We start from the raw sequence: 17,437 nt of genomic DNA on the forward strand, positions 1-17,437 counted from the left end.
GGAGATACGGCGATGAAATCGATCGGCAAAAAAACCGTTATATCGCTTCTTTTTTGCTTAGCCGCGCTTGCGTTTTCGGAAACCGTTTTTCGTTCGCCGGAAGAAGCTGCGGAATTCGCCGTTTCGAATTCGAAAGAATACCGGCTGAAAAAATTGCACGTCGAAGCGTCTTACAAAGTGGCCTGTTTTGCGCTGCAGGAATTTTTACCGTCGTTCAATGCGTCGTGGTCGGAAAACGATGCGGTTAAAATCGGCGGAGCGGATTCGCACAGTAAATCGCTGCAGTTTTCCGCGCGTCAAGTCATCGGCGACGGCGGCAAGCGTATCGTTGCGTACAAGATGAATAAGACGAATGCGTACTATGCGGTAAAAACCTACGAACAGGAATTGCAGGCATTTCAATCGTCCGTCATAAATCAATATTGTCTTTGCCTGCGGCAACAGGAAATTATTAAAATAAAAAACGATTTGGAAAAGAATGCTGCGGTGCAGCTTGAAATTATTAAAGAAGAATATCGTCTCGGCCTTGCGCTTGAAAACGATTATTTGGAATACCTTATTTCGTTCAGAAAAATTCAAAACGATAAAAAGAAAGCCGAACGGGAGCTGCGGACGCAGATGCGCGTACTGAAATCGATCATCGATATGGCCGCCGATGAAGAGCTGCGTCTCGAAAACGCGCTTACGGGCGGTACCGATATTCCGTATCTTGAACCGCACATCGCCGATCTGCAGCGCATGACGGACGAACGCAATCCTGCAATAAAAAAATCGGAAGCGGCGCTGCAGTATGCCGAACAGCGCTATAAGTACACGAAATTGTTTTTTCTCCCCGAAGTCGCCGTCGAGGGCGGCGTGTCGTTTTCCGGTACGGCCTACCCGTTGAACAAGCCCTCGTATTCGCTGAAATTGTCGTTGAATTTTCAGAACGTACCTTTCGTGCCGACGACGATCGGAAACGGTTACGGTTTTAACAAAAAACAGCTCGTCGGCCTCGACAATTCACTTTCGGCGGGCATCGTACCCGATACGAATTATTTTATTAAACGTAACGTCGATAAAATTGCGCTGGAGCGAGAAGGCGAGCAGCTTCGTCTGCAAAAAAACGCAGTACACGAACAGTTGTTTGAAAGAGCCGCCGCGTATGATGACGGCAAAGATTCGATTGAGCGGATTTCGGAATCGATTTTGCTGCGCGAAAAGCGTCTTGCCGTCAGCGCCGAACAAGTCGAAAAAGGCGAGATGAAGCGGATCGATTACCTCGTCGAATTGATAAAACTCGCGGAAGAAAAGATAAACCGCATCGCTGCGGAAACGGCGGTACGGGCGGCTCTCCGCGATATCGAAATATTGCTGTGCGTTCCGTTCGGAGGTTTACAAAAATGTTTTTAATAAAACCGTTGATGAAATATTCGTGCGTCGTATTGCTTGCCGCCCTCTTTTGTGCGTGCGCGCCTTCCGATAGAAAAAACGAAGGGGAGCTTTTGCCGGTCGAAGTAAGCGCAGTACGGGCGGAAAACCGAGCGCTCGACGACGTGCTTAAAAGCTTCGGTTCCATTTCATATAAAACGAAAACCGACGTTACGTGTACGGTCAGCGGAACGGTGACGGCATTTTTCGTAAAAGAAGGGGATGCCGTAACAAAGGGACAAAAGCTCGCGCAGCTGCGCAACGTGCAGCTCGAACTGCAGAGAGAACAATGTATGAACGCGCTCGATTCGGCAAACGCATCGCTCGAGCTTGCCCGCGTAAAGCTCCGCGAAGAAACGCTCGCAGCCGAAGGCCGTCTGCTCGCCGTAGAAAAATCGAAAATACATATCGTGCAAAAAGAGCTCGAATTGGAATTGTTAAAAGATATGTTTTCGAATAAGTCGCGGCTGCACGAACTCGGCGGCGTTACCGATTCGTCGCTCGAACAGCTGAAACTGCAAGTGCGTTCGGCGGAAACGGAAATCGCAATGATGAAAAAAGAACTCGATACGCTGCTGCTCGGTTTTCGCGATGAAGATTTATTAAAAGAAGGAATCACTCCTTCGCGCGATCCCGACGTGCGCAAAAAGCAGTTCACAGCGCTCAACACGAAATCGGGAGCTGCCGAGCTTGCTTCCGTACAGGCGCAAGTACAGGCGGCGGACAGGCAGCTCGCGTCGGTACGTAAGCTCATCGACGAACTTACGATACGTGCTCCCTCCGACGGCATCGTCGGAGCGCGCTATTACGAAAACGGCGAATATGTAAAAGAAAACGAAAAGATCGCGACGCTCATGGATACGTCGTCGGTGTATGCGGTGCTCCACGTGCAGGAACAGGATGCGGTCGGCTTTGCGCAGGGTACGCGCGTTTCGCTTTTTTTGCCGTCGCTCGGCGCGTCGTATCGATCCGTTATCGCCGAAATATCGCCGGCAGCGGATCCGCAGAGCGGAAATTTTTCCGTCAAAACGGAAATCGGCAATAAAAACGGCGCGATAAAACCGGGTATGTTCGTGCGCTGCGAAATCGAACGCGCGGCGGCAAAAGACGTTCCGTGTATACCCGACAGCGCGCTGCTTTTATCGGACGAAAAAACCGGAAAAGTTTTTTGCATCGTAAACGGATGCGCGGTACAAAAAGCCGTTTTAATAAAAGCGCATCGCGACGGTTTTGTGTGGATCGGAGACGGGCTTTCGGCCGGAGACCTCATCGTCGATAAACCTTCGCCGTTTTTGCGCGAAGGGCAGGCGGTAAGACTGAGGACGCTATGATAAAGAAAATCGTTTCGTTTTCGGTTTATCATCCCGTCTCCGCATTGATGCTGTACCTTGCGCTGCTGCTCTGTTGCTGTATCGCTCTGTACACGGTTCAGCTCGATTTTATGCCGAAAATGGACGAACGTTTTTTGCTTATTTCAGCCGACTTTACCGGAGTGAGCGCGCAGGATATGCAGAAGCTCGTTACGATCCCCGTCGAAGACGCAGCCGCCTCGCTCAAGGGCATAAAAAATATTTCATCGGTGACGCGCGACGGTCTTTCGCTCGTCGTTGTCGAACTGCACTGGAATATCGACGCCGACATTGCGATCGTCGAATGCCGGCAGATCATCGATCAGTGTTACGAAGCGCTGCCGAACGGCTGCGCCAAACCGAACGTCGCTTTTTTCAATCCGGTGCACAGAGAAACGCTGACCCTTGTCGTTTTTCCGAACGATAACGATTTGGAGTACGGCCGTCATATCGTCGACACGGACATACGGCCGCATCTGCAGCGCGTCAAAGGTGTCGGTTCCGTTTCGGTTACGGGCGGCGAAAAACCTGAAGTGAAAGTCGTACTCGATAAAGCGAAGCTCGAATCGATTCCCGTATCTTTGCAGAGCGTTGCGGAGATTTTATCGCAGGCGAATTTCGAATACCCGTCGGGAAGCGTAAGCGACGGCGGCAAGGAATTGCTTTTTAGAACGTCCGGTTTATTTACGACGCTCGGCGATATCGAAGACGTACCGTTTTTGTACGGCAGCGGCGGTGTGCTGAAAATCAAAGACGTCGGAACGGTGTCGCTCGGTACCGAAAAAAAGGAAAGCTTTTTTACGTACAACGGGCGTGAAGCGATATGCGTAAAAATCTATAAAAAAACCGACGCGAGCCCGCTCGCCGTATCGAAAAAATTAATAAGAGAGATAGATCGGCTGCGCAATTCGTACGGCGGAAATTTTACGTTTAAAATCGTGTTCGATCTGTCGGACGAACTTACGGCATCGATACGAAATCTGTGCGTGTCGGCCGCACTCGGAGCCGTGATAACGGCGATCGTGCTGTTTTTGTTTTTGCGCACATTGCGTATATCGCTTTTGGCCGCGAGCGTTATGCCGCTTTCGATACTCTTTTCCGTATTCGTCCTCGCGCTGTGCGGCAAAACGGTCAACATTTTATCGGTGTCGGGCATAACGATCGGCATCGGCATGGTGATCGATCCGGCAGCCGTAGCGATAGAAAACGTATTGGAAAAACTGAAGCGGCAGCCGGATCTCTCCGCTGCGGAATCGATTGTCGACGGTGTAGCGGAAACATCTCTTTCCGCGTCCGGTTCCGCCGTAACGACTATAGCCGCCTTCGTTCCGTTTTTCTTTTTTCCCGGGCTCTTCGGCAAACTCTTTTCCGATATGGCACTCGCCGTCATCGCTTCGATCGCGTTTTCCTTTGTGCTTGCGATGACGTATATTCCCGCAGCGATGTCGCTGCAATCGAAAAAATTGATCGACAACTTCGCCGGAAGTTCGAAGCGAAGCTTCAAGCGGCAGCTGGGCATTGAACGCTCAACACGAATCGAATCATACGCCCGTGTACCTGCCATTTCGTGCGGCGAAAAACTCTACGGCGATTGTTTAAAAACGATATTCGAAAAAAAATATGCGATCCCCGTTTTGCTCGCCGCTTGCCTATGCGTCGGAACGCTGTGCGTACTGCTTTTGAAAAAAGAGCTGCTGCCGGTATCTCCGAGCGGTACGGTCGGCGCGACCGTACGTTACGGCACTTCGCCTTCGCTCGATGCGCTGTTTTCCGACGCGGATTTTATAAACCGTTCTTTGTCGGCGGAGGATTTTATCGATACGGTGTGCATATCGGGCGGCATAGAAAAAGACGATTACGAACAGCTCGCCGCTCCGGAAGCGAAAAAAGAAACGATGCGCATCACGTGCAGCGGGAAGAGTCCCGAAAAAATCGCGGCTGCTCTCGATGCGATTTTGCAAAATACGGATATGCGATATACGCTTGAAACGAGCCGCAATCTGCTCGAAGAGATGCTTGCTTCCGATGCGGCGCCTCTCATCGTGACCGCTTCTTCGCCCGAAGCGGCGGCGGAAACGGCGCTTGCCCTCTGCGATGAGCGGGATATCGCGCCGTACGATATTTTACAGGAAGCGGCGTTTATCCCCGACAGAAGCGCATGCGCACGGTTTGCCGTTTCCGCATCGCAGACTGCCGCAGCCGCTTACGCTGCCCTCGAAGGTGTCGAGTCGAACGCTTTTTATACGGGCGGACGAAAGATACCGCTTCGCGTGTCGTTTGCCGACGGGACCTTTACCGCCGTAGAACAGCTTATGCGTACGGGCGTCGTTGCAGGTAAAACCGATATACCGCTGTCTTCTCTCGGTACGGTCGAAGCGGTCGAAAACGAAAAGACGCTGTACCGTTGGAACAGAAAAGACGCAAAAAAAATAAGCGGCGTACCGAAAGAAAAATCAGTAAATTCCGGCGGCATCGTTTCGCTTCGCGATATGCAGATGAAAGAGTTTTTCAAAAGCGCGGCGGTGCTGCTTGCCGTCGTGTTTTTGCTGCTCTACTGCATTATGGGCGCTCAGTTCGAATCCTTCATTATTCCGCTGCTCATGTTCGTTTCCATACCGCCTGCTTTTGCCGGAGCCTTTGTGCTGCTTCTCTTGTGCAATCGCTCGCTCAATATACACAGCGTGATCGCCCTTGTCGTACTGTTCGGTACGGCCGTCAACAACGCGATCATTTTATACGAAAGTATAACAAGGCAAAATGATATCACGGAGCAAAGCGTCATCGCCGCAAGCGTCGTAAAACTCCGTCCGATTTTAATAACGACGCTGACGACCGTGTTCGCCGTCGTTCCCTTTGCCGTCGATCCGCTGCGAAAAAATCAGCAGTCGTCGATGGCGATTGCGATCGTCGGCGGGCTTATCGCATCGTTTGTTGTCGTGCTTGCCCTTATGCCGCCGCTGCTCTTTTCCGTTTTGAAAAGGAGGCGTTTGCCGTGACCTTACGTTCTTGGTATGAGCGACCGAAGCTCGCGTTTTTCGTATTCGCTGCCGTTACGGTTTGCCTTATCGCGTGTGCGCTCCGTATAGAGATCGGAGAATCGTACGACGGACGCTATACGGTGTTCAGCGTCGAGTTCGATTATTACGGAGTCGATGCCGACAAAATCGAACGGCTCGTAACGATCCCGCTCGAAGAAAAAATTTTACCGCTTGCCGGTCTCGTCGAACTCGACTCTTCTGCGGAAAACGGAAAATCGACGACGACGGCATATTTTAATAAAAAGGTCGATGCAAAAAACGTCTACCTTTCGATCGGAAACGTCGTCGATACTCTGTATGAGCTTCTTCCGCGCGATGTGCAAAAGCCGCGCATATACGCGTCCGACGCGCATTCCGGCAGCGTCCTGTGCGTCGCCTTTGAAAAAAAGGACGAGCGCACGCGCGAGACGATAGAATCGGCTTTAAAGAAAAAAATCGAAAGCGTGCGCGGCGTCTCCGAAGCGATCGTTACGGGCGGCGCACAAAACGAAGTGTTCGTATCCTTCGATCCGGAAAAAGCATCGAGCGCGATTCAAAATCCGTCCGACTTTTCGGCAACCGTGCGCGACGGCAACACGGCGAGTCCCGCGTGTACGATACGGACTTCGCGGTACAACAAATCGATCGTGTTCGACACGAAGCTGAAAAATCTCGACGATCTTCGCGCGCTTCCGATAAAGACGGGAGAAAATTATTCGACGCTCGGCTATGTGGCGGACGTAGAGATGCGGCCGCGGAGACAGGACGGGATCGTACGCATCGACGGGAAGGAGTGCATTGCGCTGAACGTCAAGTGTTCGTCGGACGGGAACAGCATCGCCGTTTCATCCGCGTGTAAGAAGATCCTTTCAGCCGCCGACCTGCAAGGCATCCCGTATACGATTTTATACGACACCGGCGGCGAACAGCTGAAACTCATCCGTTCGGTCGCCTTTGCGTTCGTACAGAGCTTTATCTGTGTCGCCGTCATCGTGCCGTTTTTTTACGAATCATTTTCGGCGGCCGTCCTTATTTTACTCCTGTTGATTGCCGACAGCGTATGGACGGTCGGGCTTTTGCAGCTTTTCGGATTTACGCTGAACCGCCGCACGATTGCGGGTATGTCGATCGCGCTCGGTCTCATTGCGGATTCGACGCTGATTATCGTCGCGTGCGCCGAAACGAGTCCGTCGAACGGCGTATTTTTTGATCGGGTCGGGCGGCTGCACGCGTCTCTCACGGCGGCGGGCTGTACGACGCTGCTTGCGGTGATCCCGCTTTTTTTTCTCGATGCCGTCGTACCCGGTACGAAAAATACGGCCGCCGCTATGAGCATAATGATTTCGACATCCGTCGTTTTGTCGGCGGTATTCGTTCCGTGCTGCATCCGCTGCGTACCGCAGGCAAGGCGAAAACGGATGCTGTATAAAAAAATCGAATCGCTGTATGTGCGCTTTTCGTACAGGACGGCGTTTTCGAGCATCGCTCACGACCGCGCCGTTTTTGTATTATATGCGTGCTGTGCGGCACTTCCGCCGCTGTTGTTTTTGATGAGCGGAAAAAATCTTTTACCCGACGAAAAAAGCCGCATCATCTTCGCCTCGGTCGATTACGAACCCGAGACGAGTGCGGCGTATATCGACGAAAATGTAGGGCGGCTTGCGCTGCGATTAAAAGAAGACTCAGGCGTTTCGTTTGTACGCACCGAAGCGAAGCGCGGTTCGGCGGATATCGAAATCGGCTGTGTGCGTGAGGCCGACGTCGGACGCGTTCGAAATCGTGCCGCATCTTCGGCGCATATCGTACCCGACGGATTTTTATACGTACCCGGTTTGCAAAAAAAGAGGCGGAAAAAATTCGCGCATTTTCGGATCGCCGCCTCGGGCGACGATTCAACACAGTGCAGGGTATATGCGGAACGGGCGGCAGCTGCGCTCGCTCCGTTAAAGCATATCGATTCCGTCGTACTCAATTTTAAAAAGGCGGAAAAAGAATACGCGTTTGTCCCCGATAAAACGATGCTTATCAAAAACGGATTGACCGTCGAGTCGATCGCATCGAATCTGCGCTGGCTCATGTTCGGTCCCGTTGCGGACAAGTGGCTGCAGGACGGCAGGGAATACGATATCCGTATCGCAGGAAAAAATCTGCAAAACGCCTCCCTTTCGCAGATACAAAACATTCATCTGCCGGTTCCGTCGGGCAGCATTGCGCTGACCGCGCTCGGCGAAATACGGCAGACGGAAAAAATTAATAAAATTTACAGAAAGGACGGAAGGCGGTGTGCGTATTTTACTGCGGAAGCGAACGGCTTGAGTACGAGCGAAGCGGCGACCTTTGTGCGCGACCGGCTCGCGGAGATCCCGCTTGAAAAAGGCTACAGCTTTTCGTTTGAACGGGATATCGCCGAACTGCGTACCGATTATACGCTTGCCGTCTCGGCTCTTGCGCTCTGCGTTGCGGGGATATTTATCCTGCTTGCGGCGCTGAACGAACGGCTGAAGCTGTCGGCGCTCATCGTCTCCGTCATTCCGGCGTCTTTTGTGCTGCCGCTTGTGATCCGCTTCGTATCGGGCTCACCGCTTGAACTCGGCGACCTTACGGGGATGGTCGTGCTGTCGGGGATCACCGTCAACAACGCGATCTATATAACGGAATCGAAAAAAAGCCGCATTGAATTTTGCATACGGGAAAAAGCGCGCAGCATCCTCGTCACGTCTTTCACGACGGCGGCCGGTGCCGTGCCGCTCTACCTGTTCGGCGGGGATTCATTTTCGAGAGGTCTTTCGTTTTTTATGATTTTCGGGATCGTCGATGCGCTCGTCGTATCGTTTGTATTGTTTCCGGGCTGTATGGCGCGGAGTTTAAAAAAATCACATTTCGGAGGTATGGTATGAATGAAAAATTAACAAGAGTGATGGCCGCCGTGCTCATGTTCGCGTACGGCGTGAGCATCGTTCCGGCACAGGAGATCGCATCCGGTCTCGCAACGGGAAAGATCCGCATCGATTATTATTTGAATCGTGCGGAAAAAGCCCGCGACGAAATCGAATGGAAGCGGATCGCCGACGAGGGTATGCTTACGGCGCTTTCGGCGTGGGAACATGCGATGACCGCGCTGAAAGAACAGGATGCCGATGCGTGGAGCGCTTCGCGTGAGGATGCGAAAGCGTATTATGAAAATACGATCGCAAAAAAATACGCGGACTGGATCTGTACACGCTATACGAGGGTGCACGAAAAAAAAGCGGCGTCGGAACTCGCTCTCAAGCTCAAAGAAAAAATGAATGATTTTGACACATCGCAGTATACGCTTGCCGAAGCGAGTGCGCTTTACGATGCGTGGCTTGCGGAAAGCCGGAACGTCATAGACCGGTACCTCGACGAATACGATGGGGGAGCTTCACGCGAAGCGATGCGGCGCGAAGCGAAAATGCTTTCGCAGATCGAAGGAAAGCGCTTTGTTACCCGTTTTATAAAAGATAAATATTCGCTAAAAGCGGAAAAAGCGAAAGAAGCTGCAGGTGCGATCGCGGACGATTTGACGAAAAAAACGTATGCGGAAACGGAACGGGACATGAACGAACTTTTCGCATCGCTTGAAAAGACGATCGCCTCTCCCATCGATAACGAAATTAACAAGGATGCGTTTTTGTCGCGCTTTAAAGAAGTATTTAACAAAGGGCTTGCAAAATGGGAAGATGCGGAACGAGAATTTTTACGCGACAGGCTTGCTTGGGAAAACGAAGCTCAGCAGACGTATGAAGAGAGCGAACGGATTTGGGAAGCGGCGAAAAAAACACTTTCCGATAAACGCGCCGAATGGGAAAAGAGCATCGATGCGCGTATCAAAAAACTTGAGCGGGAAATTGCGAAAAAAAACAAAGATTATGAAAATGAGATAAACGGTCTGCTTGAAAATTACAGAGCGGTGCTCGATGAAAGCGCCTCGTATCGATACGAGGCGGCGCAGATGCAGGAATCAGTATATAACAATATACGCGATATGTTTACTTCGTCGCAGGAAGGTATTGAAAATTGGAATGCGTTGTGGGGTTCCAAGTACAAAGGCGTGTATTCGTATTGGAAGACCGAAGATCGGAATAATATTTTATACAATATCGTAAGCGGAAAAAAAGATATAAGAACCGATGCCGATGCGTTGAAAATTATCCGCAGTAACGTATACGATTGGCAGGATAAATACATACGGCAGGTCGTACGGGAATACAATGCCGTCTTGCAGCAATACGTGTCCGAAATTCTGCAATTGCAAAATTCGATCAATGAAATTATAGAGTCATCCGATAAACTCGATTATACAAAATCAAAAGCATATAACGAAGGAGTTTTTGCGAATGCATCGTATATAGGTTTCGGAGGAATATTCGCTGCAATCCATAGAGACGGTTTTTTATCGCGATGTGATAAAATTGCTGCGCTGCAAAACTACTCCGATGAAGAAATAACAAAAACGCTTGGTGCGCTTATCGCTGCACAAAATGTAAAGAATTTGGAAATCGAGCTTCAGTCGTATGCAGGGATAAATGAATTTTCCTCAGACAAATCGACAGAAGCGTATATTGCGGATTTGAAAGAGCAGCTTGCGCTCCAGAAGGAAAAAACTGTCGGATATGATTTTACCGGCGACGATTATACGGCGCAGCTGAAAACCTATCTTACCGCATTGAAAAAATGCGACGACAGGCTGCGGCAAAACGATAATTTTGTCGTACTTGCCGATGCGCTTTCGGCAGGTGAAAATATCGTGGAGTGGTATCGTACGGTACGAAGTAATAAAATCCGCCTCGATGAAGCGGTGCAAAATCTCTTTCGACTTACCGATTTTGAAGGAAGCGGCTGCGGAGAAGCGGAGCTTGCACTGTTCAAAGCGAAAGCGCTCGCAAGTGCGGCCGAAGAAGAATATGAAATCGCAAAAGCGGTCGACGACTATGCATCGGTGACGGACGCTTCGCGCGAAGCGAAAGCGGAAACGGAAAGACGCTTACAGGAAGCGGAGCGCGCGTATAAAACCGCATACGATGCCTATCGCGTTTTATGCGGCGGGCTGACGAATGAAGACATAACGGCCGCGAAAAAAAAGCTGCAGCCGGCGTATGAGCGTGTTTTGCGCACGAAAGCGGCGCTTGAAAAAGCGAAAAACGAAAGCCTTTCAGCCGAGACACTGCAATCGTCGACGAAACAGGAAACCGCAGCGCGGATGATCCGCTCGCTCATCGAAACGTATCACGAAAAAAACGATGCTGTAGCGCAGGCTGCATACGAGTATTATATCACGCTGTTTTCGGAAAAAGAAGCGGAAGATTTTTCGAACATCGAAACGGACGAAGATCGGCAGCGTTACACGGCGGCAAAGGAAAGAGTAGCCGAAGCGATACGAAAAAACGGCGCCGCGCCCGCACGTGCCGAAAAAAAATCGTATGAAAAAATCATCGCGTACATCAAAGAATTGAACTCGCTTTCGACCGAACTCTCTCCCGGTGCCTTTGAAGCGCTTGGAGAATATATACAGGCATACTTGGATACGGAAGCGTATCGTTACGCTTTTCTCTCTGGCGGAGACGGAAGCGCGGAAGAGGCACAAGCCGAACGCTGCAGGAAACAGCTCGCACTGTATGAAGACAAAGACGATATCGAATCGCTCTCGGACGAAGAAACGAAAGCATTGTATACGCTTTCGCTTGAATATCGTTTTTTGCAAAACGTACTGAAATATGTAAAAACGACGGATATCGCTTGGAACGAAAAACTCTTGGAAATCGGTTATTTGAATTCGCCGATATTCGTTTCGCAGGAGGAAAAAGAAAAATCAAAAAACATATTGCTCGGTGCCCGTGCAGAAGAATTGAGTTTAAAAGAAAAAACGGTAAACGCGGTTTCGAGATTTTTTTCGGAAACGGATTACCGTATCGGAGAAAACGATTCCGAAACATCGGGCAAAATGCTTGCGCAGGCGGCTGAAAAAAAAGACGAGCTGATACAAAAACTCGATGCGTATGCGGAATTGTTTTTACGGACGGACACCGAAAATATCCGCCGCAGCATTGTCGAAGGTTTGGAAAAGACGAGCGCACTGCAGGCCGAAGCGGATGCGGCAAGCGAAGCTTATGAAGAAATACTTCGAGAATTGAGAACTGCGGAAAATGCATATACGAAAAAAACGGACGAATGCAATGCCGCCTATACGGCACTTGAAAAACTTCGCGTAGCCAAGCGTTGTGCGCAGGCGGTTTACGATTGGGCGTCGAGTGTCTATCTCGAAACTATCGGAACCAATACCGATGAACGATATGTAACACCGAAAGAAAAACGTTCCGAAGCCGCGTATGCAAAAGAACGGGCGCAGCTTTCGGTGACTGTATTGGAAAATTTGATTGCAGATAAGCGTTCCGGAAATGACATACTTGCGGAGAGCGAAGAGCTTGCAGCGTATAAAAAGGCCGATCGAGCATATTATGAAAGTCTCTTCATCCGTCATGAATTGTACGCACTCGGCCGAGAAAGAGAGAAAGCGCTTGCCGATGCGGAGATCGCAGAACGCGATGCGCTTGCGGCGCTGAGCATACCCCACGACTATCCGGGGGAAGAATCGCTCGTACACATCACACAAAACGACGACGGCAGCAGGAATTACGCGCTGACGCAAAAAGTCGTCGCAGAATATAAAAGCGAAACGTATTATGAAACGGATGCCGAGGGTGAAGAAATCAAGAAAACCAGAACGGTGGTCGAATATAATGTACGTCCGACCGAATATGAGGGACAGGATAACAGCGACGAGCAAAAAAATTATTTTAACGACAGCGACGGCGCCGTCATGCAAACCGTGACACAGGGAACGATTAAACGGACTGCGGCGGAAAAGGAAGCGGCGGAATGGCTCAGTTCCGTTTGGAAACGCGGACACGGATATGCCGAAAACGTAGTACTTGCCGCGATGTATTTGCAGTACAGGTGCAGCGGCGGAAAAATAAAAAGTCTGCATTCCGATGCATGGCGGACTTTTCATATGTCGAATGTCGAGGGCGGACATGGGATCAATGTATATGAAAGGTATGCGTCATATCGCGAACAGGCTTTACGCCAAGCATACTATGCGGTTATGAGCGCAGGCGGAGAGAGCGATATCGCAAAGTGCATTTTATTCAGAAACAACGGTAATATACTCGGCGCTGAAATCGAATCGTTTGAAGTGAATGTTTTAAAAGCCCGTACGCTCGATTGGCTTGCCGATGAGATGGATCAGATAAAACGCAGGAACACGCATTTAAAATGGCTCTTTTGGGGCGCATTTAAATTTACTACGAAAAAAGGACAGTATGCGGAAGCACTTGCCGATAAGTGCAGAGCATACATGAATAACGCGGCGTTTGCCGCATATAAGGTAAAAGAAAAAATTCAGCGCGCAGTCGATACGCTTACAAAAACACAACGCACTCGGACAACAGCGACAAACGAATATGTCGAGCTGTTCGACGACAGCGTTCGAAACGGAAAGACCGCCGCCGTGCATTTACGGAATATATTGTATAAGAGCGGTACCGTATCCGGTAAAATGCTCGACGATCTCGTCGAGACAGCAGATGATACGCGAACCTATTCGACGGTGTTTGAATTCATCGACAAGACGGCAAATGCATATAAAACGAAGAGTGGCGAAACCGCCGATGCGCTTGCGGCAAAACGTTCGGCTTTTTCGGAAAAGCAAAAAACTGCTTCGGCGGAATACGATGCGTATACCGAAAAAAGCAAAACGCTTGACGAAGTAACGAAAAATGAATTGCACAAGCTCGCACTCGAATCGGCGGATACGGCAGCAAGTATCGAAGAACGTAAAAAATCTGCGGAAAAATATGACGCCTTGGCGGCGAAAAAATTCGGCATTACCGATGAGGAGAAACGCAGATTTGCGGACTACGCGGAAAAAACATGGGGGCACGGTACCTATGATACCGTACGCTTTATGGAAAGTATGGGCGACTATTACGGAGCATACTATACCGGAAACAGCCTCAGCAATATCTCTCGACCGACGGAAAATTATGATATATACATACAATCCCGCCTGTTGGATTTTTTCAAAACGGGTATGGATATTAAAAATGACGTGTTGCATGAGATGTATAGAAGTTCATTGACGAAAAATCTGAATGCGGCAAAAAAAGAACATGCCGATGCTCTCGGACGGCTTAATGATATCGCACTCCTTTCGGCATCGGAGTGGACAAAAGCGCAGGAAAAAATGAACGTACAGTACAATACGTGGAAACGCGAATTTCTGCAGGAATATAAAGTAAATCAAAGTGAATGGGAAGCGAATTACAATGTTTTTTTGACGCAAAAGCAGGACTGGATAAACGGAATGTATCTCGATGCGGCGGCGGAAACCGAATTGCGTCAGGATGCGGGGGAACGCGAAGCTGCCGAAAAACTTACGGAAGCACGAAGCGCCGCGCGGAGAACGCTCCCGAAAGCGATCATCGACGGTGAAAAATATACACAAGCGCTCCTCGGCGAAACGCTCTTGGCTGCCTTCGAAAAAGAAAGCGGCGCCGTACAAAATCGCATTTCATCCGTTGCCTTTGCTGCAAGCGTGTATAAGCCCTTATCGTCGGATATCGAAATCGCGTATCGGGCGGCCGAAGTCCTCGACGCGACGAACAGAGATTTGCAGGAGAGCGCCATCCGTATTGCGGCGCAGCAGGCGGAACAAAATCTTGCGGCAACCCGTGATCGGTATTATGCGCTTGTGCAGTCGCAAAATGAAAACCTTGAAGAATATGTGTTCGATACTGTCCGCGACTTAGGGTATACGGTAAGCGGAAAAATTATTAAGCGGCGCGCGGTCATCGATTCGAATTTTTGGGAAGTTACGCATAAAACGCAGACGGTACATCCGTATGAATGGTATGTGACGACGGCACCGGACACCGGCATAGATGCGAAAGCGCTTACCCGAGCGGATAGAAATACCGTCGATTATTTGATGGCATTCGCACATGAAAATCTTTCGTCGTGGTATGAACGCGTATTCGGTAAGGGCGGTGAATTCGAAAAACACAGAGGAGAAGCGCCGGTGTTTAAAAGCGGCGGCGACTTGAATATAAAAAAGGGGCGACAGGAAAATATTAAAGAACAAGGCAGCGGTGAAATAGGCCTTGTCATGCTCGACGTATTATGGAATGATATAGAGGAGAGTTACGGATGGGCCGAACTTGCCAAGCCCGCATGGGATCAAAAGCTGTGGAGCGGAACTGCGTTTTTCGGTATGGAACCGCCGACGCTGCGTTCGACCGCAACAATTGCCGCCGCTGTTGTCGCTACTGTCGTAAGCGCCGTATGCACATGGGGTACTGCAGCACCGGTAGTCGCGGCTCTGTGTTCCGTTGCGGTTGCAAGTACGATAACGATGAGCAACGAACTGTTGTTCGCGGCGCTCGATTTGAGCGGCGGCTATAAAACGGTCGAAGAGATCGGAAAGAGCCTTGCAATGAGTGCTGTTACAAACGCGGTGAGCATGGCCGGCGGAGCCGCAGGAGCGGGAGCAGGATTGCTGGGCGGTTTTGCGGGAGCGGCATTGAAGACGGGAATCGGCGTGTCCGGCGGACTCACGGGAAAATTCCTTGCCGGCGGGATCGCATCCGGTTGGAATTGGAGCGAGATGGGAAAACAGTGGGACGACTGGGATGATTGGAAAGGGACGGTCATAGATACGGCCGGAAGTGCGGTGACAAACAGCATGGAAACGGCGATGCTCGGAAATACGATCACGAAAGACGGCAGAATAAGCGGCTACACGAAAGCGACCGGACTCAACAGCGCTCAGATCGGACAGATCAAAACGTTTGCCGGAACGGCAGGCAACCTCACTGCAAATACAATAGAACTCGGCATAAACGGCGAAACGACAATAAACATATTGAATACGAGCGACTTGTTAATGAATACGAAACTTGCAGGAGCATCGAACGGATTGCTTGCGCTGACATTCGGAAAAAACGGTACTCATGCGGTAATAAGTACGGCAGGGCGCAATTACAATATTGCAGAAATAACGAATACGATCGGCGGTATGAAAACGGCAGGCATCGCTCTTCGGACAAATGCATATGAACGGAAAAACGGAGCGGGTACCGGAACGGCGCTTCGCACTCAGTACGGATTCGGAGACGGAAGAGCGCAGCAGCAAGCGGATGATATTCTGCACAACAGAGCCGAGCTGATACAGGATGACGGTACCGTAACGACCGGAGGCCGCGCAAAGACTGTGTTTGACGGCAAACGAAAAATATCTCTCAACAGTAAGACTTTCGACGGAACGGTCGAAAGCGCGCTCGCAATGGGCATAGCGCTGCAACATGAAGCGTACCGCGACGGGATTACCGAATCGAGTGCGGCACAACAAGCGGAGACGATGCAGTCGGTATACAAACACACGGAGATGGCGCTTCGGATGGCAAGCGACGGTATGGTCGACAAAATGATGGACGGCGTATTGTCGCGGATGCCCGAGCTGAAAAGCGATATCGGAAACTACAATCGATATATGTTTGCGATGGCGCGAGCCGAAGGAGACGAGGCGAAACAGAGGGAAGCGTACGAGCAGTATGCAGCGTATATCGATGCGGCGTATGATTCGAGCGGGGATTATTGGAAGCTGAAAATGAACGGTACGATAGAAGCCGAGTACGATAAAAATGGAAAGCTTATACGGGACCTTAACGTTGAGTATCTCGATGAAAGAGGAAACCTGAAAACCCGGACACAGATACGTGACGATACAGGTTCTGCAAGCCGTTCGTTGGCACGCTATATAGGAGAAGCGAGGGCACGTGTACTCGTAGGAAAATCGTTCAATAATCTGTCTACATATGATACACAAACATTAAAGGACATTTTCGGATTGACGGATAGTGAAATAACGGCTCTTCGACATGACCATGAGATGAAAACTATAAATTTCGATTCATTAACTGCAGAGAAAAAAGAACGGCTTCTCGGAGAAGCGCTGATGAAAAAATATAATATGACCTGGCAGAATAATACGTGGATAGAAAATAAAAAGTTTTCATTGACGATGAGTGATATAAAAGATCTGGGACAGATAGTGATACATAAAAATGCGGATGGAAGCTATGAACGATTTGCTATCAGCGGTGTTGTGGATAGAAATCCGAATAGTTATAAATCTGTACGAAAGCAGAAAGGTATTATAGATTATCAAGGTTTGGATAGTATCACGCTCTTTAAGAAAGATCTAGATGGAAATATTCTTGAGCAGTTTACGACAATAGGCTGGCAGACGGTAGCTAATGGGTATGCGGAAGATATGATTTCAGATAATCCCCAAAGAGCATATAAAGCAGAAGATGTGTATAGGGGCGCGACAATAGATATTAATCGTGATTTTTATATGCGTGCGGGGAATTTTATTCATACACACTATAAGGGGCCCATATTTGTTTTGAATAGAGGATATCAGGAAAATGGTTCCTACTTAGATACAGACGGAGGAGGAAACTATAGAAATCTGGTACACAGTGATTACAATTTGAAAACAAAAAAGATTGGAATTTCTTCCTATGGTAAGGTTTCCGCAGGGTGTTTTATAAATGATTATCAAACCATAAACTATATACA

The 17,437-nt window shown here is 49.7% G+C and carries 5 protein-coding genes; all 5 read left to right on the forward strand.

All coding sequences use genetic code 11. The features are described from left to right. The first annotated feature begins 12 nt into the window (after window positions 1–12). The gene (locus tag JSQ97_RS09935; RefSeq protein WP_205075913.1) at window positions 13–1,392 is read left to right on the forward strand and encodes a TolC family protein; all 1,380 of its coding nucleotides are present in this window, start codon (window positions 13–15) and stop codon (window positions 1,390–1,392) included. Beyond that, on the forward strand, window positions 1,383–2,741 hold the full coding sequence (locus tag JSQ97_RS09940; RefSeq protein ID WP_205075914.1) for an efflux RND transporter periplasmic adaptor subunit: 1,359 nt from the start codon (window positions 1,383–1,385) through the stop codon (window positions 2,739–2,741). The genes JSQ97_RS09935 and JSQ97_RS09940 overlap by 10 nt, the downstream gene beginning before the upstream one ends. Further along, a complete protein-coding gene (locus JSQ97_RS09945) occupies window positions 2,738–5,755 on the forward strand; it encodes an efflux RND transporter permease subunit (RefSeq protein WP_205075915.1) in 3,018 nt (1,005 codons plus the stop codon). Before JSQ97_RS09940 ends, JSQ97_RS09945 begins: the two co-directional genes overlap by 4 nt. Beyond that, window positions 5,752–8,673 carry an efflux RND transporter permease subunit gene (locus JSQ97_RS09950; protein WP_205075916.1) on the forward strand — a complete coding sequence of 974 codons (2,922 nt, stop codon included), beginning with the start codon at window positions 5,752–5,754 and terminating at the stop codon, window positions 8,671–8,673. Before JSQ97_RS09945 ends, JSQ97_RS09950 begins: the two co-directional genes overlap by 4 nt. Next, on the forward strand, window positions 8,670–17,437 hold an 8,768-nt coding region (locus JSQ97_RS09955; protein WP_205075917.1), incomplete at its 3' end, for a coiled-coil domain-containing protein. The genes JSQ97_RS09950 and JSQ97_RS09955, both read left to right, overlap by 4 nt.

The sequence above is a fragment of the Treponema sp. Marseille-Q4523 genome (genome assembly GCF_016901105.1).
GTDB lineage: Bacteria > Spirochaetota > Spirochaetia > Treponematales > Treponemataceae > Treponema_D.

What these genes read in the sequence shown, in the direction of transcription:
- JSQ97_RS09935 (WP_205075913.1), top strand. Translation starts at nt 13, where the DNA reads ATGAAATCGATCGGCAAAAAAACCGTTATATCGCTTCTTTTTTGCTTA.
- JSQ97_RS09940 (WP_205075914.1), top strand. Translation starts at nt 1,383, where the DNA reads ATGTTTTTAATAAAACCGTTGATGAAATATTCGTGCGTCGTATTGCTT.
- JSQ97_RS09945 (WP_205075915.1), top strand. Translation starts at nt 2,738, where the DNA reads ATGATAAAGAAAATCGTTTCGTTTTCGGTTTATCATCCCGTCTCCGCA.